General features: G+C 63.3%; 4 protein-coding genes (1 of these 4 cut by a window edge). 3 read left to right on the top strand and 1 reads right to left on the bottom strand.

Annotated features, from left to right (window positions below):
• Nucleotides 1-4: 4 nt before the first annotated feature.
• Nucleotides 5-799 (bottom strand): helix-turn-helix transcriptional regulator, encoded by a 795-nt coding sequence (locus CLU80_RS00875; RefSeq protein WP_095047888.1) that lies wholly within the window; start codon nt 797-799, stop codon nt 5-7.
• A gap of 486 nt (nt 800-1,285) precedes the next feature.
• Between CLU80_RS00875 and CLU80_RS00870 the strand changes: the two genes are divergently transcribed.
• The 3 genes from CLU80_RS00870 to CLU80_RS00860 form a co-directional block, all read left to right on the top strand.
• On the top strand, nt 1,286-7,696 hold the full coding sequence (locus CLU80_RS00870; RefSeq protein WP_099756492.1) for a non-ribosomal peptide synthetase: 6,411 nt from the start codon (nt 1,286-1,288) through the stop codon (nt 7,694-7,696).
• A 259-nt stretch (nt 7,697-7,955) separates the two neighbouring features.
• Nucleotides 7,956-20,972, top strand: coding sequence for a non-ribosomal peptide synthetase (locus CLU80_RS00865; RefSeq protein ID WP_099756491.1), 13,017 nt, complete (start codon nt 7,956-7,958; stop codon nt 20,970-20,972).
• A protein-coding gene (locus CLU80_RS00860) for a non-ribosomal peptide synthase/polyketide synthase (protein WP_099756490.1) crosses the window boundary here: on the top strand, nt 20,969-24,406 show its 5' portion. The gene runs 14,406 nt beyond the window's last position; only the first 3,438 of its 17,844 coding nucleotides appear in the window; its start codon is at nt 20,969-20,971; the stop codon falls past the right edge of the window. Before CLU80_RS00865 ends, CLU80_RS00860 begins: the two co-directional genes overlap by 4 nt.

The following is a 24,406-nucleotide window of genomic DNA, read 5'->3' as shown; positions in this document are numbered from 1 at the left end:
GTGCTCAGGCCCCGGCCATCCATTTCGCCAGGCCATGGCGGCCACTCACGCCGAGTTTGGCCGTGGCGCGTTTCAGGTACGTCTCGATCGAGCTGTTTTTGACCCGCAGCTTTTCCGCCATTTGCGGCACGGTGCCGCCGGTCAACAGGCCGAGGCAGACTTCTTTCTCCCGCACCGACAGGGCGATGTCGCTTAATGCCAGGCGCTCATCGAACACCTGCGCCAGCGGCGCCTGATCCAGCTCGGCCAACGGTTGGCGCGGTTGCCGGGCGAGGATTTGCCGACTGATCTGCGCGTGACGTTCGATCAGCGGCAGCAGGGTGTCGGACAGGCTCTTGAGAAACGACAGCTCCGGCAGGGAAAACACCCGTTGGGTATGCGGTCGGTAAAACGAAATCACGCAACGGCGGTTGGACGTACGCGAAACCAGATTGCATTGATGGGCACTGTGTTGCGGATGGCGAGGCTGGAGCGAGGCTTTCAGTTGAATCAGCAGCGAGTCGTTCATCTCGATCATCTTCTGCAGCAGCGGATGATCGTCGGGGCTTTCCAGCGGATCGGGCGCTGCACAGGTCTGCGTCAAACCGGCGCTGCCCAACGGTTTGATGTCGACCACACTGGCCTGACGTTCATCCAGCGTCCACTCACTGAGATCCACGCGGTTGACCGGCACCAAGGTGTCGACCAACTGGAACATGTTCGTGGCGAAGTGATCATCGCCGGTGCTGGCAATCAACTCACCCAGTTGCCAGTAGAAGTGTGGGTTTTCCATATTACGAATGCTGCCGGTCAGATTCATATCCTTCATCCTTGGTTCAGAGCCATCACTGAATCGTCTGCCGTCTCTGTAAAAGCCGCCCACGCAGTCATTTCTCCTTGAACATGATCTGGAGCGGGATTTAAGCCTATGGATTTGTCCTACGTCTGTAGGGGAAAACAGGGACACAAAGTGCCACTATTTCTGAATATTGGCGCCGGGGTTCTGACGCTGTTAAACGCCGGCGTAGCGGCGAGAGTGACTGTTCAGTCACGCTCAAGCCCCGGAAAACCTGGCGAAGGGGAATTCTGATCGGCAGCGCTCGGGTAAATGGCGGCGTTGCTATGTGGTTTTTTTCCTACAAGCTTTTCAGTATTTCCTCTCCGAACTTTTCGACAGTGCCTACGGTAAACACGCCCACAAGGTCAGACAGGGGTGTACGAGCCTGGTGGTTGTCCGGGTTTCAGGTGTCATGTCGGCGCCGGGGCCGATGCTTGAATACCGGCAAAATTTCATGAGATGGATCTTATGCAGCCTACTTCTGCCAACGTGGCGGACGATGTGTCCGTGCCTGTCGAGACATTTGCGCTGACTGCCGCCCAACGGGATATCTGGCTGGACCAACTGAGCCGCGGCGATTCGCCGCTGTACAACATTGGCGGTTACGTGGAGCTGAGCGGGCCGCTGGATCCGGCATTGCTGCAATCGGCGCTTGAGTCTCTGGTGGCAGCGAATGATGCCTTGCGCATTGTGCTGCTCGCGGACGTGGGTCACGACGGACTGCCGTTGCAAGGGTTTGCGCCGGCACTGCCGGTGGCCATGCCGCTGTTTGATCTCAGCGGCCAAGCCGATCCGCAGTCGGCGGCCCGGGCGCTGGTTGAAGCACAGATGGCGCAGGCTTTCGTGTTGAGCGGGCAGGCGTTGTTCCGCTTCAGTCTGATTCGCCTCGATCGCCATCGTCACTGGCTGGCAGCCCAGGCCCATCACTTGATCATTGATGGCTGGGCTTTCGCGCTGCTGTTTAAGTCGGTGGGCGAGATCTACAGCGCGTTGTGCCGTGGCGAGCATCCGCGCAGGGCGGCACCGTCCTATGTCGGCTTTATCGAAGAAGACGCGCGCTACCATCAGTCACCTCGCTATGAGCGCGATCAACGTTACTGGCTGGACAAGTACCGTAGCTTGCCCGAGCCCTTGTTGACGCCCCGTCATCGCGAATTCCTTGATGTTGAAGCAGCGCCAAGTCGCATCCACGTCGAGGCTTTTCCAGCCGTGCTGCACGAGCGCATGAAAGACACTGCGCGGCACCTCGGCGGTTCGGCCTTTCATGTATTGCTGGCGGCGCTGCACGTGTATTTCAGTCGTACCGCGCAACGTGACGAGTGGGTGGTCGGTCTGCCGATTCTCAATCGCTCCGGTGCCCGCTTCAAAAGCACCTTGGGCTTGTTCACCCAGGTCAGTGCAATGCGCATGGGCTTCGGTCGAACGTTGTCATTCGCTGAACTGATCAAGGCAATCGGCGATAGCCTGAAGCAGGATTTCCGCCATCAACGCTACCCGCTGAGCGAGATGAACCGCGCGCTGGGGCTGTTGCGTGAAGATCGTGCGCAACTGTTCGAGCTGTCGCTGTCCTACGAGCAGGACGACCATGACTACCGTTACGGTGAGGCGTCGGGACACTCGGTAAAGGTCTCCAACCAGCACGAGGCGACTCCGCTGGCCATTCACCTGCGCAGCAACCGTTACACCGACAAAGCCTGGCTGCATCTGGTGTACTCGCCAGCCTATTTCACGGCTGACGAGATCGCGGCGTTGACCGAGCGCTTGCTGCTGATTCTGCAGCAAGGTCTGGAATGCCCGGCGCTGGCGATCGCCGATTTCAACCTCAATAGCCCGGCAGAACTGGCCCTGTTCAATGAGTGGAACGACACCCGGGTCAGTTATCCGCAAGGCCGACTGATTCATCAGCGCTTCGAATCGCGAGTGGCCGAAGAGCCGGACGCTGTGGTCGCGACGTATCAGGGGCGAACCCTGAGTTATGCCGATCTGAATCGGCAAGCCAATGCGTTGGCCCACCATCTGATCGGCCTCGGCGTGCTTCCTGACGATCGTGTGGCAATCGTTGCCCGCCGCGGCCTGGACACGCTGGTCGGGTTGCTGGCGATTCTCAAGGCTGGCGCTGCTTATGTGCCGATTGATCCGGCGCATCCGCCCGAGCGCCTGAGTTATCTGCTCAGCGACAGTGCGCCGGTGGCGCTGCTGACGCAAAGCGATCTGCGTGAGCGTCTGCCCGCCACAACGCTGCCGGTGATCGAGCTGGATCGGCGCGAATGGTCGCTCGACAACACGACCGATCCCGACGTGACGGGGTTGAACAGCCGCCACCTCGCCTATGTGATTTACACCTCCGGCTCCACCGGGTTGCCCAAAGGCGTGATGGTCGAGCACCGCACGCTGGGCAATCTGGTCGACTGGCACTGCGCGGCGTTTGGACTTGGCCCTGGGCAGCACGCCTCGAGCCTGGCCGGCTTCGGTTTTGACGCGATGGCCTGGGAGGTGTGGCCGGCGCTGTGTGCCGGGGCAACGCTGCATTTTGCGCCCGCGAGCGACGGCAGCGAAGACATCGATACGCTGCTCGCCTGGTGGCGGGCGCAGCCGCTGGACGTCAGCTTTCTGCCGACGCCGATTGCCGAATACGCCTTCAGCCAACAGGCCGATCATCCGACCTTGCGCACCTTGCTGATCGGCGGCGATCGTCTGCGCCAGTTCAACCGCGCGCAGTCGTTCGCGGTGGTCAACAACTACGGCCCGACCGAGGCCACGGTGGTCGCCACCTCGGGGCTAATCACTCCGGGGCAGGCGTTGCACATCGGCAAACCCGTCAGCAATGCCACGACTTATCTGCTCGATGATCAGCAGCGTCCGGTGCCGATCGGCATCATGGGCGAGTTGTATGTCGGCGGCGCCGGGGTGGCCCGGGGTTATCTGAATCGTCCGGACCTGACGGCCGAGCGCTTTCTCGACGACCCGTTCAGTGCGCAGACTGATGCGCGCATGTACCGCACCGGGGACCTCGCGCGGTGGCGCGCCGACGGCAATCTTGAGTACATCGGTCGCAACGATGACCAGGTGAAAGTTCGCGGGGTGCGTGTCGAGCTGGGCGAAATCGAAGCCGCACTCGCCAGCCATGACGCGGTGCAGGAAGCCGTGGTGCTGGTGCGCGACGGTCAATTGTTGGCATGGTTCACCGAGCGCGCAGTACTGGACATCCAGCAACTGCATGCGCACCTGACATCGCGTTTGCCAGCCGCCATGCTGCCGGCCGCCTACATTCAATTGGCGAGTTTGCCGCTGACGGCCAACGGCAAGCTCGATCGCCAGGCGTTGCCGGCGCCGGGGCCGGACGCGGTGATCCGTCGTCAATACGAGGCGCCACAAGGTGACGTCGAAATCGCCTTGGCGCAGATCTGGGCCGAGGTCCTGCAGGTCGACCGGGTAGGGCGTCACGACCATTTCTTCGAGCTGGGCGGCCACTCCTTGTTGGCCGTGGGCCTGATCGAACGCATGCGCCAGATTGGCATGAGCAGCGATGTTCGCGTGCTGTTCAATCAACCGACACTGGCGGCGTTAGCGGCGGCAGAGGGCAGCGGCCGCGAAGTCGAGGTGCCGGCTAACCGCATTGCGCCCGATTGCACGTACATCACGCCGGACCTGTTGCCATTGGTGCAACTGGATCAGGCGATGATCGAGCGTATCGTCGCGACAGTGCCGGGCGGTGCCGCCAATGTGCAGGACATCTACCCGTTGGCCCCGTTGCAGGAAGGCATTCTCTATCACCACATCACCGCTGCGCAGGGCGATCCGTATCTGCTGCAATCGCTGCTGGCGTTCGACAGCCTCGAGCGGGTCGAGGCCTTTGCCGCTGCGCTGCGTCAGGTCATGGCGCGGCACGACATCCTGCGTACGGCGGTGGTTTGGGAAGGGCTGACGTCGCCGGTTCAGGTCGTTTGGCGCGAGGCGATTTTGCCGGTGCAGGAGGTCGAATTTGATCCTGCCCGTGGCGCGATCATCGATCAGTTGCACGAGCGTTTCGACGCGCGGCGTTATCGCCTCGATGTCAGTCAGGCGCCGCTGCTGCGCCTGATGTATGCCCGTGATCCCGCGCACAATCGGGTGGTCGGCATCTTGTTGTTCCATCACCTGGCGATGGATCACATTGCGCTGGAGGCGATGCGCGAAGAAATCCACGCCAGCCTGTCCGGGCACTCGGAGACGCTGGCGCCGCCAGTGCCGTACCGCAACTATGTGGCGCAGACGCGCCTGGGTGTCAGCGAGCAGGAGCATGAAGCGTTCTTCCGGCAGATGCTCGGCGACATCGACGAGCCGACCTTGCCGTTCGCTTTGCAGAACGTGCAGGGCGACGGCAGCAACATCGAAGAAGCCGAGCAGGCGCTGGCCAGCGATCTGTATCAGCGCCTGCAGCAGCAGGCACGCCTGGCGGGCGTGAGCATCGCCAGCCTGATCCACCTCGCCTGGGCGCAAGTATTGGCGGCGACCTCCGCGCAGCAGAGTGTCGTATTTGGCACGGTGTTGATGGGCCGCATGCAGGGTGGCGCGGGTGCCGACCGGGCGCTCGGGGTGTTCATCAACACCTTGCCGCTGCGGGTCGATGTCGGCGAGGGTGCGCGCGCAGCGCTGAAGTCCACCCATGCGCGCCTGAGTGCGTTGCTTGCCCATGAACACGCTTCGTTGGCGCTTGCCCAGCGTTGCAGCGGCGTTGCTGCGCCGGCACCGCTGTTCAGCGCCTTGCTCAACTATCGGCACAGCGATGATGTCGGGCAAAAAACCTCCCGGCAAACCTGGCAGGGCATCGAGACCCTGGCTAACGAGGAGCGAACCAATTATCCGTTTACCCTGAGTGTCGATGACCTCGGCACAGGCTTGCGCTTGACCACCCGAACCCTGTCGAGCATCGGCGCAGAGCGGATTTGCAGTTATGTACAGTCAGCGCTGAGCGTGTTGGTCGAAGCGCTGGAGAATACGCCGCAGCGACCGCTGAATAGCCTGCCGTTGTTACCGCAGGAGGAACTGCAACGGCTGCTGATCGAGTTCAACGATACGGCAGTCGACTGCCCGCTGGATCAGCCACTTCAGGCGCTGTTTGAACAACAGGTGCAGCGCAAGCCGCATGCCATCGCCGTGCAGTTCGCCGAGCAACGCCTGAGCTATCGCGAGTTGAACGAGCAGGCCAACCGCCTGGCCCATCATCTGCGCGGGCTCGGCGTGCAACCGGATTCGCGGGTCGCGATCTGCGTCGAGCGCGGGCCGGAACTGGTGATCGGTCTGTTGGGCATTCTCAAGGCCGGCGGTGCTTATGTGCCGCTCGATCCCGATTATCCGCAGCAACGGCTCAACTACATGTTGCAGGACAGCGCCCCGGTCGCGCTGCTGGTGCATGCCGCAACGCGTGATTTGCTCGGCGAATCCCGCGTGCCGCTGATCGATCTCGATCTCGGTGTATGGCGGGACCAACCGCACGAGAATCCGCAGGTGCCTGGTCTCGGTGCGACGAATCTGGCCTACATGATCTACACCTCCGGCTCCACGGGCACGCCGAAAGGCGTGATGATCGAGCACCGCAGCGCGTGCAACATGGTGCATTGGGGTTCGCAGTTGTCGCCGCCGACTGAACACGGTGCGTTGCTGCAAAAGGCCCCGTACAGTTTCGACAGTTCGGTGTGGGAGATCTTCTGGCCACTGTGCTCGGGCATGCGCCTGGTGCTGGCGCGGGCCGATGGCAATCGCGATTCGGCGTATGTCACGCAAGTGATCCGTGAGCAGAACATCACCGTGGTCAAGTTTGTGCCGGCGTTGTTGCAGCAGTTCATTGAACAGGACGATGTCAGCCAGTGCACCAGCCTGACCGACGTGCTCAACGGTGGCGGCGAGTTGACCGTTGCGCTGGCCCGGCAAGTGCGCGAACGCCTGCCGTGGGTGCGCCTGCACAACGTTTACGGGCCGACCGAAACCACGGTCGATAGCAGTGGCTGGACGCTGCAACCCGGCGAACCGGTGCCGCAGACACTGGTGCCGATCGGCAAGGCCCTGAGCAACACGCGGCTATACGTCCTCGATGCCTTTGATCAGCCTGTGCCGTTTGGCGTCAGTGGGCATTTGCACATTGGCGGAGTGGGCGTGGCGCGGGGCTATCTGGGACTGCCGCAATTGCAGGCCGAACGCTTTATCGACAGTCCGTTCGTACCTGGTGATCGCTTGTATCGCACCGGTGATCTGGTGCGTTACGGCGCCGATGGCAACCTCGAATTCCTCGGTCGCAACGACTTTCAGGTCAAGCTGCGCGGAGTGCGCCTTGAGCTGGGCGAGATTGAAGCGCGCCTGCTGGAACACCCGGCCATCCGCGAGGCGGTGGTGCTGGTACGCGATGAGCGACTGGTGGCTTATTACACCCTGCGCGCCGAACTGGCTGCACCGACGCTGGAAGCATTGCGAGCGCATGTCTTGGCGCAGTTGCCGGAGTTCATGGTGCCTGGCGCCTACGTGAGGCTGGCGGCGTTGCCGTTGACGCCGAACGACAAAATCGACCGCAAGGCGTTGCCGGAACCGGGGGCGGAGGCGCTGCTCAGCCGTCCTTACGAGGCCCCCGCAGGCGACGTGGAAACCGCGTTGGCGCAGATCTGGGCGCAGGTGCTCAAGGTCGAGCAGGTGGGCCGGCACGACAACTTCTTCGAGCTGGGCGGGCATTCGTTGCTGGCGGTCAGTCTGGTCGCGCGCATGCGTCTGGCCGGTCTGCATGTCGACGCGCGCACGCTGTTCAGCCAGCCGACGCTGGCGGCGCTGGCGGCTCAGACCTCGCGGCAGGCCAGGCAGGTCGAAATCGCCCAGACCACCATCCCGAGCCTCAACCGCAAACGCCGGCTCTGACGGCGACCACAATCCCTGTAGGAGTGAGCCTGCTCGCGATTGCGGTGGGTCAGTCACGAACATATCGCCTGACCTGACGCCATCGCGAGCAGGCTCACTCCTACAGGGGAGGTTGTGTGGCCCCTGTCCGGTATGGCTTGTCCCCGCTTCCCATGTCAGACACCCACGCCCCGATGTTTTAGTTTTTCCAGGCTGCGCGCTGCCTGCATGGACTCGCTGCTGCGCGCTCTTTTTTTTCGTATTTACAGCAGGTTACCTCATGCATTTCAGCGAACTGATGGCTGCCATTTCCACCCGTGCGATCCGCCTTCAACAGGAAGATGAAGACCTGGTCATTCTGGGCAGCGACGACGCGCTGGATGACGCGTTGTGGGACAGCCTCGCGGCGCACAAGGCGCAACTGCTGGAGCTGGTCGCCCAACACGGCGGCGACTGGCTGAGCCCGGCCTTTCGCATCACCCCGGACATGCTGCCGCTGGTGCAACTGAATCAGGAAACCCTCGACCGCATCGTCGCCACGGTGCCGGGTGGCGCCGCCAACGTGCAGGACATCTATCCGTTGTCCGCGTTGCAGGAAGGCATGCTCTATCACCACCTCTCGGCCGCTGCCGGAGACCCTTACATCTCGCAGGCGCGCTTCGTATTCGACAGTCAGGAACGGCTGGATGCCTTCGCCGACGCGCTGCGCTGGGTGGTAAACCGTCACGACATCCTGCGCACCTCGTTCGTCTGGGAATACCTCGACGAAGCGCTGCAAGTGGTCTGGCGCGAGGCGCCGCTGGTGTGTGAGGAAGTCCCCGTCGACAGTGGCGCCGACGTGCTCACGCAACTGCTCGCACGCCACGACCCGCAGCACTTCCGTCTCGACATGCAGCAAGCGCCTTTGCTGCGTCTGGTGTATGCGCAGGATCCCGCGCAGGGCCGCGTGGTCGCGCTGTTGCTGTTTCATCACATGATCATGGATCACGTGGCGCTGGATGTGCTGCGCCGGGAAATTCAGGCCTGTCTGCTCGGGCAGACCGCGCAAGTGCCTGCCGCTGTGCCGTATCGCGATCACTTGGCCAGGGCACGCAATGCCGGTAACGAGCAGGCACAGGAAGCGTTTTTCCGCGACATGCTCGCGGATATCGACGAGCCGACGCTGCCCTGTGGTTTGCAGGATGTGCAGGGCGATGGCCACGCCATTGAGGAAGCCTCGCTGATGCTCGACAGCCGCTTGAGCCGGCAGTTGCGCGAGCAGGCGCGGCAGCTCGGCGTCAGCGTCGCGAGCCTGACGCATCTGGCGCTGGCGCGGGTGCTCGGGCAATTGTCCGGGCGCACGGCGGTGGTGTTCGGCACCGTGCTGCTGGGGCGGATGGACGCGGGCGAGGGCGGCGAGCAAGCGTTGGGCATGTTCATCAACACTTTGCCGCTGCGCGTTGATGTTGGCGAGCAAAGCGTGCGCGCCGGCGTGCTGGCGACCCATCGGCGCCTGACCGCACTGCTGGCGCACGAGCAGGCTTCGCTAGCCCTGGCGCAACGCTGCAGCGCCGTTGCGGTGCCGACGCCGCTGTTCAGCGCGATCCTCAACTACCGACACAGCAGCGTTGAGGAAGTGGCGGAGGTGATCGACATCGCCCCCGGTGTGCAGGTGTTGGGTGCCCGCGAGCGCACCAACTATCCGCTGACCATCAACATCGATGACCTCGGCGCCGACTTGCGCATCACCGCGCTGGCGGATGCAGCGCTGGGGGCCGAGCGCATGGCCGCGTACCTGAACACGGCGCTGGAGAGTCTGCTCGCAGCCTTGCAAACCAGCGCCGATGTGCCGCTGCAAACGCTGCGCATCCTCCCGGCCAGCGAACGCGAACACTTGCTGTACGGCGTCAATTCGCCGCTGGCACAGTTCCCGGAAACCCTGTTGATTCACCAGCAATTCGAAACCCATGCCCAAGCCCAGCCTGAGGCCACGGCGCTGATATTCGACGGACAAACCCTCAGTTACGGCGAACTCAACCGGCGCGCCAACCAGGTGGCGCATCATCTGCTGGCCCTGAACATTCGTCCCGACGACCGCGTGGCGATCTGCGTTGAGCGTGGCGCGCCAATGATCATCGGCCTGCTTGGGGTGCTCAAGGCCGGTGCCGGTTACGTGCCGATCGATCCGGCCTATCCGCTCGACAGAATCAGCTTCACCTTGCAGGACAGCGCCCCGGCAGCGCTGCTGATGCAGGCGGCGACGCGCGAGCGCGTGGCCGCTCTCGAAGTGCCGCAGATCGACCTCGACAGCGCTCACCTCAAGGCCGAACTCGACAGCAACCCGCAGATCCCCGAGCTGACCCCGGCGCATCTGGCGTACGTGATCTACACCTCCGGTTCCACCGGTTTACCCAAAGGCGTGATGGTCGAGCACTGCAACGTGGCGCGGTTGTTTTCCGCCACCCACGATTGGTTCCAGTTCAACCCGCAAGACATCGGGGTGTTGTTCCATTCCTTCGCGTTCGACTTCTCGGTCTGGGAAATCTGGGCCGCGCTGGCGTTCGGCGGGCAACTGCTGCTGATCCCGCAAGCCGTCAGCCGTTCGCCGGACGACTGCTATGCATTGCTCTGCCAGACCGGCGTGACCGTACTCAACCAGACGCCGAGCGCCTTCCGCCAACTGATCGCCGCGCAGGGCCGCAGTCAGCTGCAACACTCGTTGCGGGAAGTGGTGTTCGGCGGCGAAGCGCTGGAGCCGGGCTTGCTCAAGCCGTGGTATGCGCGGGTCGGCAATGCCGGCACGCGGTTGGTGAACATGTACGGCATCACCGAAACCACCGTGCACGTGACCTATCGGCCGCTGCAAGCCGCCGACGCGCAGTTGCTCGGCGTCAGCCCGATTGGCGTGCGCATTCCCGATCTGCAACTGTATATCCTCGATGCTCAGCGCGAACCGGTTCCGGTCGGCGTGATTGGCGAGTTGTACGTCGGCGGGGCCGGGGTGGCGCGCGGTTATCTGAATCGTGAAGCGCTGACGGCCGAGCGTTTTATCAATGATCCGTTCACTGAAAATGTCGATGCGCGGCTGTACAAAACCGGCGACCTCGCGCGCTGGGCGGCGGATGGCAGCCTCGAATACCTCGGCCGCAATGACGATCAGGTGAAAATTCGCGGTTTCCGCATTGAGCTGGGCGAGATCGAGGCACGTCTGTCTAGTTGCGAAGGTGTGCGCGAAGCCGTGGTCATCGCCCGTGAGGACAGCCCCGGCGATCAGCGGCTGGTCGCGTACTGGTTGGCCGATGAAGTTGCGGCGCCGGATGTGGCGCAATTGCGTGATCAGCTGTTGGCGGGGTTGGCTGACTACATGGTGCCGAGCGCCTTCGTGCGCCTGGAAGCCTTCCCGCTGACCACCAACGGCAAGCTCGACCGCAAAGCCTTGCCGGCACCGGACAGCGATGCATTCGCGCGGCGCGGTTTCGAAGCGCCGGTCGGAGCGGTAGAGAATCTGATCGCTGGTCTCTGGCAGACATTGCTTGGTGTCGAGCAGGTCGGCCGCCATGACAATTTCTTCGAGCTCGGCGGTCATTCGCTGCTGGCAGTGAAGCTGATCGAACGCATGCGCCAACAAGATCTGCACTGTGATGTGCGCGTGTTGTTCGGTCAGCCGAGTGTGGCAGCACTGGCAGCGACCCTTAGCAGCGAACGCGGCATCGTCGTCCCGGACAATCTGATCGAGCCGGGCTGCACGCGCATTACCCCGGCCATGCTGCCGCTGAGCAATCTCGATCAAGCCGCGATCGACCGTGTCGTAGCAACCGTGCCGGGCGGCAGCGCCAATGTGCAGGATATCTATGGCCTGGCGCCTTTGCAGGCAGGGATTCTCTATCATCATCTGGCAACCAGTGCCGGTGATCCGTATGTGTTGCAGGCGCAATTTGCCTTCGACGGTCTGGCGCAGATCAAAACCTTCGTTCGCGCCTTGAACGGCGTCATCCAACGCCACGACATTCTGCGCACCGGTATCTTCTGGGAGGGGCTTGAAGAGGCGGTGCAAGTGGTCTGGCGCGAGGCGCCGCTGGCGCTGGAACGCGTCGATGCCGACGAACTCGACGGCGACGTGCTCGAGCAGATGCAGGCGCGTTTCGATCCACGCCACTATCGTCTGGACCTCAACCGCGCGCCGCTGATGCGTTTTGTCTATACCGAAGATCAGCCAAACCAGCGCTGGATCGGCATTCTCCTGATGCACCATATCGTCCTCGACCACACCGCACTGGACGTGCTGGTCGCGGAAATGAATGACGTCATGCTTGGCCGCAGCGAGGATCTGCCGCCGCCGGTGCAATACCGCCACTTTGTCGCCCAGGCGCGGCTCGGCGTTGATGATCAGGCCCATGAGGCGTTCTTCCGCGAGATGCTTGGCGATATCGACGAGCCGACCGTGGCCTTCGGTCTGCAGGACGTGCACGGCGACGGCAGCGACATTCTCGACAGTCATTCCGAACTCGATGCCGACCTCGGTAAACGTCTGCGTGAGCAGGCGCGGCGGCTCGGTGTCAGTGTGGCCAGTCTGGTGCATCAGGCCTGGGCTCAGGTGTTGTCGCAGGTGTCCGGCCAGCAGGACGTGGTGTTCGGCACGGTATTGCTCGGGCGCATGCAGGGCGGCGAAGGCGCAGATCGGGCGTTGGGCATGTTCATCAACACCTTGCCGCTGCGCGTCAGCGTCGGGGCGGATTCGGTAGAGAGCGGCGTGCGGGGTACCCATGCGCGTCTGGCGCAATTGCTCGGCCATGAGCAGGCTTCGTTGGCGCTGGCCCAGCGTTGCAGTGGTGTCGCCGGGTCGCAGGCGCTGTTCAGCACCTTGCTCAACTACCGCCACAGTGCGCCGGAGTCGGCCGCTGTAACGTGGGACGGCGTGCAGATTCTCAGCTCCCGCGAGCGCAGTAACTATCCGTTGGTGGTCAGTGTCGACGACCTCGGCGACGGGTTCCGCCTGAACGTGCAAGCCGTGCCGCAAGTGGATGGCGCGCGGGTCTGCGATTTCTTGCAAACCGCGTTGCACAGCCTGGTCACGGCACTTGAGTACACGCCAACGGCGCCGTTGCAGCAACTGTCGATCGTGTCGCCGAGTGAGCGGCAGCGCGTGCTGGTCGGCTTCAACATCAGCGGTCGTGAATTCCCGCCGGCGCAGACCGTGCCGCGCCTGTTCGAAGCGCAAGTGGCGGCGCACCCCGAGGCGCTGGCGGTGGTGCAGGGCGAGCAACAGCTCAGCTACCGCGAACTGAATCAGCGCGCCAATCGTCTCGCCCATCACCTGATTGGTCTCGGCGTGCAAGTCGACGACCGTGTTGCGCTGTGCCTGCGTCGTGGGCCTGACATGCTCGTCGCGCTGCTGGCGATTCTCAAGGCCGGCGCCGGTTACGTGCCGATCGATGCGGATTACCCGGCAGAGCGCATCGCCTACCTGTTGCAGGACAGCGACCCGATCGCGGTGCTCGCGCAGGCGTCGACGCGCGAGCTGCTTGGCGTTGTTTCCGTGATCGATCTGGATGCCGGCGACTGGCAGCACTTGCCTGACACCGACCCAGCGCTGTCGAGGCTGACCCCGGCGAATCTGGCCTACGTGATCTACACCTCCGGTTCCACCGGGCAGCCGAAAGGCGTGATGGTCGAGCACCGCACCCTGGAAAACCTCGTGCACTGGCACGCCGAAGCCTTCGATCTGCATGCCGGCAGCCACACCGCCAGCGTCGCCGGTTGCGGTTTCGATGCCATGGCCTGGGAAGTCTGGCCGGCGTTGTGCGTTGGCGCGACCGTGCATCTGCCACCGTCTTCGATCAAAAACGAACATCTTGATGAACTGCTCGAATGGTGGCGCGCGCAGCCGTTGCAGGTGAGCTTTCTGCCAACCCCGGTGGCCGAATATGCCTTCAGTCGTGAATTGGGTCATCCGACCCTGCGCACATTGCTGATCGGTGGCGATAAATTGCGCCAGTTCCCGCGAGATCAGACGTTCGATGTGATCAACAACTATGGCCCGACCGAAGCCACGGTGGTGGCGACGTCCGGGCGCATCGAACCCGGGCGGGTTTTGCACATTGGCCGGCCGATTGCCAATGCCAAAGTCTATTTGCTGGACCGTCAGCAACAACCAGTGCCGACCGGTGTGCAAGGCGAGTTGTATGTCGGCGGCGCCGGGGTTGCGCGCGGCTATCTGAATCGTCCGGAACTGACCTCAGCACAATTCCTTGACGACCCGTTCAGCGATGAACCGCATGCGCGGATGTACCGCACCGGCGACCTCGCTCGCTGGATGGCGGACGGCAATATCGAATACCTGGGGCGCAACGATGATCAGGTAAAACTGCGCGGCGTGCGTATAGAACTCGGGGAAATCGAAGCGGCGCTGAGCGCTCACGCCGCGGTGCGCGAATGCGTGGTGCTGGTGCGCGACGGCCGTCTGGTCGCCTGGTTTACCGCAATCGAGTCTGTCGAGATCGGCGATTTGCACCAGTATCTGCACGCGCGGCTGCCGGACACTTTGGTCCCGGCCGCTTACGTGCGACTGGACAGCCTGCCGCTCACGGCTCACGGCAAACTCGACCGCAAGGCCTTGCCCGAACCGGATCAGGACGCCTGGCTCAGCCGTGAATATGAAGCGCCACAAGGCCCGGTCGAAATGGCGCTGGCGCAGATCTGGGCCGACGTCCTCAACATCGAGCAGATCGGCCGTCACGACAATTTCTTCGAACTCGGCGGCCATTCGCTGTTGGCGGTGAGCCTGATCGAGCGCATGCGTCAGGCCGGTCTGAGCGCCGATGTGCGCGTGCTGTTCAACCAACCGAGCCTGGCCGCGCTGGCGCGGGCCTTGGGCAGTGGCCGGGAAATCGCAGTGCCGGCCAATCTGATTGCGGCCGATTGCACGCACATCACCCCGGACATGCTGACCCTGACCACGCTAGATCAGGCCAGCATTGATCGTATCGTCGCGACGGTGCCGGGCGGTGCTGCGAATGTGCAGGATATCTATCCGCTGGCACCGTTGCAGGAAGGCATTCTTTATCACCACCTCAGTGCCGAACAGGGCGATCCGTACCTGCTGCAATCGCGTCTGGCCTTCGACAGCCTTGAACGTCTGCACAGCTTCGCCGAGCACTTGCAGCAGGTCATCGCCCGTCACGACATTCTGCGCACCAGCGTGGTCTGGCAAGGCTTGCCGAGCCCGCAGCAAGTAGTCTGGCGGCAGGCGCAGATGGTCGTCCAGCAGGTGCTGCTGGATGCGCAGGACGGCGACATTCTCGAACAGCTGCACGCGCGTTTCGATGCCCGGCATTTCCGCCTCGACCTGAGCGTTGCGCCGCTGATCCGCATGGTCTACGCCGAGGATCCGGCGCAACAGCAAGTGGTCGCCATCGTGCTGTTCCATCACTCGATTCTCGACCACACCGCCATGGACGTGATCGGCCGGGAAATGCACGCGTTGATGTTCGATCAGCTCGACACACTGACGCCGCCGATGCCGTACCGCAATTACGTAGCGCAGGCACGCCTCGGCGCCGATGAGCAGGAACATGAAGCGTTCTTCCGCGAGATGCTCGGCGACATCGACGAGCCGACTTTGCCCTTCGGTCTGCAGGATGTTCAGGGCGACGGGCGTGGTATCGAAGAAGCGCTGCAAGCGGTCGATGCCGCGCTCAATCGGCGCCTGCGCGAACAGGCCCGGCAGTTGGGCGTCAGCCCGGCGAGCCTGATGCACATGGCCTGGGCGCAAGTGTTGGGCGTCGTTTCCGGCCGTCGCGACGTGGTCTTCGGCACCGTGTTGATGGGGCGTATGCAGGGCGGTGAGGGCGCCGACCGCACGTTGGGGGTTTTTATCAATACCCTTCCGCTGCGGGTGGGTCTCGCTGAAAGCGTGCGCGCCGGGGTGAAAACCACCCACGCGCGGCTGACGGCGCTGCTCGCTCATGAACACGCGTCACTGGCGCTGGCTCAACGCTGCAGCGGCACGCCGGGTTCTGCGCCGCTGTTCAGCGCCTTGCTCAATTACCGGCACAGCGCCGCCGCACAACAGCCGCGCGACGGCCAGGGGATCTGGCAAGGCGTGCGCATGCTCGGTGGCGAGGAGCGCAGCAACTATCCGCTGACCCTGTCGGTGGATGATCTGGGCGACGGTTTTGCCTTGGACGTGCTGGCGCTCGCCGAGATCGGTGCGCAGCGGATCTGCAGTTACATGCACACCGCACTGGAGCAACTGGTGCAAGCGCTGGAGCAGCAGCCCCAGACGCCACTCAATCAGTTGCCGATTCTGTCGCTGCCGGAGCAGACGCGACTGCTGGTCGATTTCAATCGGAGTGCCGTCGCGTTTCGCCGTGGCGCAACCCTTCATGCGCTGGTCGAGACTCAGGCGGCACAACGGGCGGAGGCGCTGGCGGTGTTGCAGGGCGGGCAAGCGTTGACCTATGGCCAGCTCAATCAACGCGCCAACCGCCTGGCTCACCATCTGCTCAGCCTTGGCGTGCAGCCTGACGACCGCATCGCCGTGTGCGTGCGGCGCAGCCCGCAGATGCTGGTGGCGCTGCTGGCGATCCTCAAGTCGGGCGCCGGTTATGTGCCGGTCGACCCGGCCTACCCGGCGGAACGCATTGCCTACTTGCTTGAGGACAGCGCTCCATTGGCGGTTCTGGCCGAGGCTTCGACGCGTGATTTGCTCGGTGCTGCGTCTGTGATCGATCTCGATGGCAGTGACTGGGCGCATCTGCCGGACCGCAATCCGCAGGTGCCGACGCTGACCCCGGCGCATCTGGCCTACGTGATCTACACCTCGGGCTCCACCGGCCAGCCGAAAGGCGTGATGGTCGAACACGCGACGCTGGAAAACCTCGTGCACTGGCACAACGGGGCCTTTGACCTGCACGCCGGCAGTCACACGTCGAGTGTCGCCGGGTTTGGTTTCGATGCCATGGCGTGGGAGGTCTGGCCAGCGCTGTGCATCGGCGCGACCGTGCATCTGCCACCGCAATCGGTGAGCAACGAGCACCTCGACGAGTTGCTGGCGTGGTGGCGCGCGCAGCCGTTGCAGGTGAGTTTCCTGCCCACGCCTGTCGCCGAATACGCCTTCAGTCGTGACCTCGGCCACCCGACCTTGCGCACGCTGCTGATCGGTGGCGACAAATTGCGCCAGTTCCCGCGTCAGCAGACGTTCGCGGTGATCAACAACTACGGCCCGACCGAAGCCACGGTGGTTGCCACCTGCGGCGCGGTCGAGGCCGGGCAGGTGCTGCACATCGGTCGGCCGATGGCCAACGCGAAGATTTACCTGCTCGATGACCAGCAGCGCCCCGTACCAGTTGGCGTCGCTGGCGAGTTGTATGTCGGCGGTGCCGGCGTGGCGCGCGGTTATCTGCATCGCCCCGAGCTGACTGCCGAACGCTTCCTCGACGATCCGTTCAGCGATGAACCGCAGGCGCGCATGTACCGCACCGGCGACCTCGCACGCTGGCTGGCTGACGGCAACGTCGAATACCTGGGGCGCAACGATGATCAGGTCAAACTGCGCGGCGTGCGCATCGAATTGGGCGAAATCGAAGCGGCGTTGAGCGCTCACGAAGCCGTGCAGGATTGCGTGGTGCTGGTACGCGACGGCCAGTTGCTGGCTTGGTTTACCGAACGCCTGAACGTCGAGATCGAGGATTTGCGCAGTCATTTGCAAGCACAGTTGCCGCAAGCCCTGGTGCCTGCCGCTTACGTGCGCCTGCAAGCACTGCCGCTGACCGCCAACGGCAAACTCGATCGCAAGGCGTTGCCAGAACCGGATCAAATGGCGTGGCTGAGCCGCGAATATGCCGCGCCACAAGGTTCGGTGGAAATCGCCTTGGCGCAGATCTGGTCGGACGTCCTCAAGGTCGAACAGATCGGCCGTCACGACAACTTCTTCGAACTGGGCGGGCATTCATTACTGGCGGTGACGCTGATCGAGCGCATGCGTCAGGTCGATCTGAGCACCGACGTGCGTGTGCTGTTCAGCCAACCGACCCTGGCCGCGCTGGCGGCGGCGGTGGGCAGTGGCCGCGAGGTCGCCGTGCCGGACAATCTGATTCCTGCCGATTGCACGCACATCACTGCGGACATGCTGACGCTGGTGCAACTGGATCAGGCCAGTATCGAGCGCATCGTCGCCACGGTGCCGGGCGGCGCGGCCAACGTGCAGGACATTTACCCGCTGGCACCGTTGCAGGAAGGGATTCTGTATCACCACCTCAGTGCGGCTCAGGGCGATCCGTACCTGCTGCAATCGTGTCTGGCGTTCGACAGCATTGAACGGTTTCAAGGGTTCGCGGCGGCGTTGCGTCAGGTCATGACGCGCCACGATATCCTGCGCACATCGATTGTCTGGCAAGGCTTGGCGGCGCCGGTACAAGTGGTCTGGCGCCGTGCGGAGTTGCCGGTCCAAGTGGTGGCGCTGGAACCCGCGCAGGGCGAAGCCATCGATCAACTACGTGCACGCTTCGATGCGCGGCACTGGCGTCTGGAACTTGATCAGGCACCGTTGCTGCGTTTGGTGTATGCCCTCGATCCGGACAATCAGCGTGTCGTCGCCATGCTGTTGTTCCATCACATTGCCATGGACCACACCGCGCTGGCGGTGGTCAGCGCAGAAATGCAGGCGATTTTGCAGGGCGATGAGCGACTGCCTGTATCCGCCGTGCCATACCGCAATTATGTCGCGCAAACCCGCCTCGGCGTCAGCGAACAAGAGCACGAAGCGTTCTTCCGCGAGATGCTCGGCGACATCGACGAGCCGACACTGCCGTTCGGTTTGCAGGATGTGCATGGCGACGGGAATGACATCGAGGAAGTCTGCCAGCCACTGCCTGCCGCGGTGGCGCAGCGTTTGCGCAGTCAGGCGCGGTTGCTCGGCGTCAGCGTCGCCAGTCTGTTTCATCTCGCTTGGGCGCAGGTGCTGGCGGCAACGTCGGCTCAGGAGCGCGTTGTCTTCGGCACGGTGCTGCTGGGCCGCATGCAGGGCGGCGCGGGCGCAGATCACGGGCTGGGCATGTTCATCAACACTTTGCCATTGCGCGTGGATGTCGACGAAACCGCCGTGCGCGCCGGGGTCAAGGCAACGCATGCGCGGCTCAGTGCTCTGTTGGCACACGAACATGCTTCGCTGGCATTGGCCCAGCGTTGCAGCGGTGTCGCGGCGCCGTCACCACTGTTTAGCGCGATGCTCAATTACCGCCATAGCGACAGCGAAGCTCAGCAAACTACCAAGCGTGAGGCCTGGCAGGGCATCGAATCCCTTGCTGGCGAGGAACGCACCAACTACCCGTTGACCCTCAACGTCGACGATCTGGGCAGCGGTTTTGAACTGACGGTGATGACGCCGTCGCGCATTGGCGCGGCACGTCTCGGCCAGTACATGGAGAACGCGCTGACTGCGCTGGTTGAAGCCTTGGAGCACACACCGCAGCAAGCGTTGAATCGCCTGACGGTGTTGTCAGACGAGGAGCGGCAGGCGTTGCTGTTCGGCCTCAATGCCACGGACGTCGATTACGATTTGCAGCAGACGCTGCACGGCTTGTTCGAAGCGCAGGTGCAGCGTACGCCGCAGGCTGTGGCCGTCGTCGCCGGCGAACAGGCATTGAGCTACACGCAGCTGAACGAGCGCGCCAATCGCCTGGCCGGGCACTTGCTCAGTCTCGGCGTGCAAGTGGATTCGCGGGTGGCGATCTGCGTCGAGCGCAGCCTGGAAATGGTCATCGGCCTGCTGGCAATCAACAAGGCCGGCGCTGGTTATGTGCCGCTCGATCCGGCTTATCCGCCGGAGCGCCTGGCCTACATGCTCAAGGACAGCGCGCCGGCCGTGGTGCTGGTGCACGGGGCTACCAGCGAGTTGCCGGGAGATATCACGGCGGCAGTGGTCGATCTTGACCAGAACAGCTGGCAATCCTTGTCCGCCGAAAATCCGCAAATCCCGACGTTGACACCACAGCACAGCGCCTACGTGATCTACACCTCCGGCTCGACCGGCCAACCCAAAGGCGTGGTCAACGAGCATGCCGGGGTGGTCAACCGCTTGTTGTGGATGCAGGACGCCTATCGCCTGACCGCTGCCGATTCGGTGTTGCAGAAAACCCCGTTCAGTTTTGACGTCTCGGTGTGGGAGTTCTTCTGGCCGCTGATGACCGGCGCGCGCCTGGTCATGGCGCAGCCCGGCGGGCATAAGGATCCGCAGTACCTGAGCGAAGTGATCGAGCGCGAACACATCACCACGCTGCACTTTGTGCCGTCGATGCTTGATGTGTTCCTCGCCAACAGCGACACCACACGCTGCGACAGCGTGCGGCAGGTAATGTGCAGCGGTGAGGCGTTGCCGGGCAGTGTGGTGCGGCGTTTCAAACTGCAATTGCCGGGCAGCGCGTTGCATAACCTGTACGGCCCGACCGAAGCCGCCGTCGATGTCACCGCGTGGGACTGCGCGGGAACGATCGAGCAAACCCCGGACAACACACCAATCGGCAAGCCGATCGCCAACACCCGTATGTACATCCTCGATGCGCAACAGCAGCCCGTGCCGCAAGGCGTGATCGGCGAGCTGTACATCGCTGGCGTGCAGGTGGCGCGTGGTTATCTCAATCGGCCGCAACTGACGGCCGAACGCTTCCTCGAGGATCCGTTTCATCCGCATGGGCGGATGTATCGCACCGGTGACGTCGCCCGCTATCTGGCGGACGGCAATATCGAGTACCTGGGGCGTAACGATGATCAGGTGAAGATCCGCGGTCTGCGTATTGAGCTGGGCGAAATCCAGGCGCGCCTGGCCCAGATCGAAGGTGTGCAGGAAGCCGTGGTGGTGGCCCGCGAAGACGTGCCAGGCGACAAACGTCTGGTCGCCTATTACACCGGTGAGCGTTTGGAAATCGACCTGCTGCGCAGTCACTTGCTCGAGCACTTGCCGGATTACATGGTGCCTACGGTGTTTGTGCATCTCGATAGTTTGCCGCTGAGCCCCAACGGCAAGCTCGACCGCAAGGCGCTGCCGGCGCCGGATCAGCAATCGCTGAAAACCCGCGAATACGAAGCCCCGGTCGGCGACGTCGAAATCACCCTGGCACGGCTCTGGGCCGAACTGCTCAACGTCGAACGGGTAGGGCGTCACGACCATTTCTTTGAACTGGGTGGTCACTCATTACTGGCGGTCAGTCTGATCGGCCGGTTACGTCAGGAAGGCATGGAAGCCGATGTCAGGGCGTTGTTCGAACAACCGACCCTGGCCGGCTACGCCGCAATTACGGAAAGAATGGAGATCGTCCTGTGAATGTGCTCGAACTGTTGGCAACCCTGAAGACAAAAGACATTCAGTTGGCGGTGACCGATGAGCAATTGCGCGTCAACGGCAACAAACAGGCGTTGAGCGATCCGGCGCTGCTGGCCGCGCTGCGCGAGCACAAACCGGCGCTGATCGAACTGATCAAGGCCGGCCAATACTCGGCCACCCGCGTCGGCCAGATCGACGTTCCGGCCAACGGCATCCTCCCCGGCACCACGCGCATCACGCCAGCGATGGTGACCCTGGCTGACGTGGATCAGGCGACCCTCGACCGCTTGCTCGCCGAGGTACCAGGCGGCGCCGCCAATGTGCAGGACATCTACCCACTGGCGCCGTTGCAGGAAGGCATCCTCTATCACCACGCGAGCAACGAGCAGGGCGATCCGTACGTCATGCAATCGTACTTTGCGTTCAGCAGCCGCGAGCGTCTGCAGGACTTCGCTCAAGCCTTGCAAAAGGTCATCGATCGCCACGACATCTTGCGTACGGCGGTGCATTGGGAAGGGCTGGACGTACCGCTGCAAGTGGTCTGGCGTCAGGCACCGTTGCCGATGGAAGAGATCGTGCTGGCAAACGGCGCAAGTGATGCGCTGCAGCAACTGCACGAACGTTTCGATGCGCGGCATTTCCGTCTGGACGTCCGGTGTGCGCCGATGATGCGTCTGGCCTACGCGTGGGATGAGGGCGGTCAGCGCGTGGTCGCGACGTTGTTGTTCCATCACATGGCGCTGGACCACTCGGCGCTCGACGTGGTGCGTCACGAACTGCTCGCCTGCCTCACTGGCCAGGCTGAATCGCTCGGGCGGCCGGTGCCGTTTCGCAATTACGTGGCGCAAGCGCGACTGGGCATCAGCGAAGCCGAACACGAGGTTTTTTTTCGCGAGATGCTCGGCGACATAGCCGAGCCGACCCTGCCCTACGGTTTGCAGGACGTGCAGGGTGACGGCCTCGGTATCGCTGAGCTGAGCCTGCCGGTCAATCCGTTGCTCGGCCAGCGTTTGCGCGCACAGGCGCGGCAGCTTGGCGTGAGTGTCGCGAGCCTGTTTCATCTGGGCTGGGCGCAGGTACTGGCGGTGCTCACCGGCAAACAAAACGTAGTGTTCGGCACGGTGCTGATGGGGCGTATGCAAGGTGCCGAAGCCACCGAGCGGGCGCTGGGGATTTTCATCAACACCTTGCCGCTGCGGGTTGATGTCGATGCGCAGGGCGTGCGTGCGGCGGTGGAGGCGACCCACAAACGCCTGACCACGCTGATGCGCCACGAACACGCACCACTGGCGCTGGCCCAGCGTTGCAGTGGCGTGGTCGCACCGACACCGTTGTTCAGTGCCTTGCTCAATTACCGCCACAGCCACACGGCGGCGACGGCGAGTGCCGAGACCCTGGCGGCCTGGGAAGGCATCAGCACGATCAGCTCCGAAGAACGCACCAACTATCCGCTGACCCTGAGCATCGACGATTTCGGCGATGCCTTCAGCCTGACGTTGTTGGCCACCACCGAGGTCGATCCACAGCGCATCTGCGATTACTTGCACTGCGCCCTGGAAAGTCTGGTGCTGGCGCTGGAGCAGGCGCCGGACACCGCGCTCAACCAATTGCCGATTCTGCCGGTGGCCGAGCGCGAGCAGGTTTTGCTGGCGTTCAATGCCAGTCACGCGGATTTCCCCGCGACGTTGACCATTGCCCAGCGTTTCGAGGCCCAAGTGGCGCAGCGGCCCGAAGCCGTGGCCGCGCAATACCTCGGTGAGCAATTGAGTTACGCCGAACTCAACCGGCATGCCAACGCCTTGGCTCATCATCTGATCGCACTGGGTGTGAAACCCGATGATCGCGTCGCCATCGTCGCCCGACGTGGCCTCGATACGCTGGTCGGGCTGGTCGCCATTCTCAAGGCCGGTGCCGGTTATGTGCCGGTCGACCCGGCGCACCCGGCCGAACGTCTGCACTACTTGCTCAGCGACAGCGGCCCCGTTGCGGTGCTGACCCAAAATAATCTGCGGGAGCGCTTGCCGACGCTGGCGGTGCCGGTGATCGATCTTGACCCGCGCACCTGGCCGCTGAGCGAGACCCTTGATCCGCAGGTGCCGGGCCTGACCGCCGCGCATCTGGCCTACGTGATCTACACCTCCGGCTCCACCGGCCTGCCCAAAGGCGTGATGGTCGAACACCGCACCTTGTCGAATCTGGTCGATTGGCATTGCTCAACGTTTGATCTGTGCGCCGGTCGCCACACTTCAAGCCTTGCCGGGTTCGGTTTCGACGCCATGGCCTGGGAAGTCTGGCCGGCGCTGTGTGCCGGCGCGACCCTGCATCTGGCACCGACTCACGAGGGCACCGAGGACATCGATGCGTTGCTCGAGTGGTGGCGCGCGCAGCCACTGGACGTGAGTTTTCTGCCGACGCCCGTCGCCGAATACGCCTTCAGCCAGAACCTTGAACACCCGACGCTGCGCACACTGCTGATCGGTGGCGACCGCTTGCGCCAGTTCAGCCGCAACCAGCAATTCGACGTGATCAACAACTACGGCCCAACCGAAGCCACCGTGGTCGCGACCTCTGGGCGAATCGAGGCTGGCGATGCCTTGCACATCGGCAAACCGGTGACCAATGCCACGGTGTATCTGCTCGACGAACAGCAGCGTCCGGTGCCGATTGGCGTCATGGGCGAGTTGTATGTTGGCGGTGCCGGGGTCGCTCGCGGCTATTTGAACCGTGCCGACCTGAGCGCCGAGCGCTTCCTTCATGACCCGTTCAGCCCTTTGCCGAACCCGCGCATGTATCGCACCGGCGATCTCGCCCGCTGGCGCGCGGACGGCACGATCGAGTACCTGGGGCGTAACGACGATCAGGTGAAAATCCGTGGCGTGCGCATCGAACTCGGTGAAATCGAAACCCGCCTCAATCAGTTGCCCGGCATTCAGGAAGCCGTACTGCTGGCGCGTGAAGATGAGCCCGGCCAGCCGCGACTGGTGGCGTATTTCACCGAGCAGAGCCAGGTCGAACCGTTGGCCGTGGCCGAGTTGCGCGCGCACCTGCTGACCCAGTTACCGGAGTACATGGTGCCGGTGGCCTTCGTCAGACTCGACGCGCTGCCGTTGACCGCCAATGGCAAGGTCGACCGCAAGACCCTGCCGAAACCCGAGCGAGCGGCGCTGTTCACCCGCGAATACGAGGCGCCGCACAACGAACTGGAAAGCGCCTTGGCGCAGATCTGGGCGCAGGTGCTGCAAGTCGAGCGAGTCGGGCGTCAGGATCATTTTTTCGAACTCGGTGGTCACTCGCTGTTGGCCATGCGCATGGTGTCCCAGGTTCGCCAGCGTCTTGGTGTCGAGCTGGCGCTGGGCGACCTGTTTGCCAACGCCGAACTGGCAGCGGTTGCCGAGGCGGTGGCGCAAGCCGGGCGCAGCACGCAACCGGAGATT

The organism is Pseudomonas sp. 29 (assembly GCF_002754355.1).
Lineage (GTDB): Bacteria > Pseudomonadota > Gammaproteobacteria > Pseudomonadales > Pseudomonadaceae > Aquipseudomonas > Aquipseudomonas neuropathica.
The sequence above is the reverse complement of the archived record's forward strand: the minus strand, read 5'-3'. Positions and strand labels throughout refer to the sequence as shown.

Bases quoted from the DNA above. Each gene is read 5' to 3' on its own strand.
- CLU80_RS00875 (WP_095047888.1), bottom strand. From the start codon at position 799: ATGAATCTGACCGGCAGCATTCGTAATATGGAAAACCCACACTTCTAC.
- CLU80_RS00870 (WP_099756492.1), top strand. From the start codon at position 1,286: ATGCAGCCTACTTCTGCCAACGTGGCGGACGATGTGTCCGTGCCTGTC.
- CLU80_RS00865 (WP_099756491.1), top strand. From the start codon at position 7,956: ATGCATTTCAGCGAACTGATGGCTGCCATTTCCACCCGTGCGATCCGC.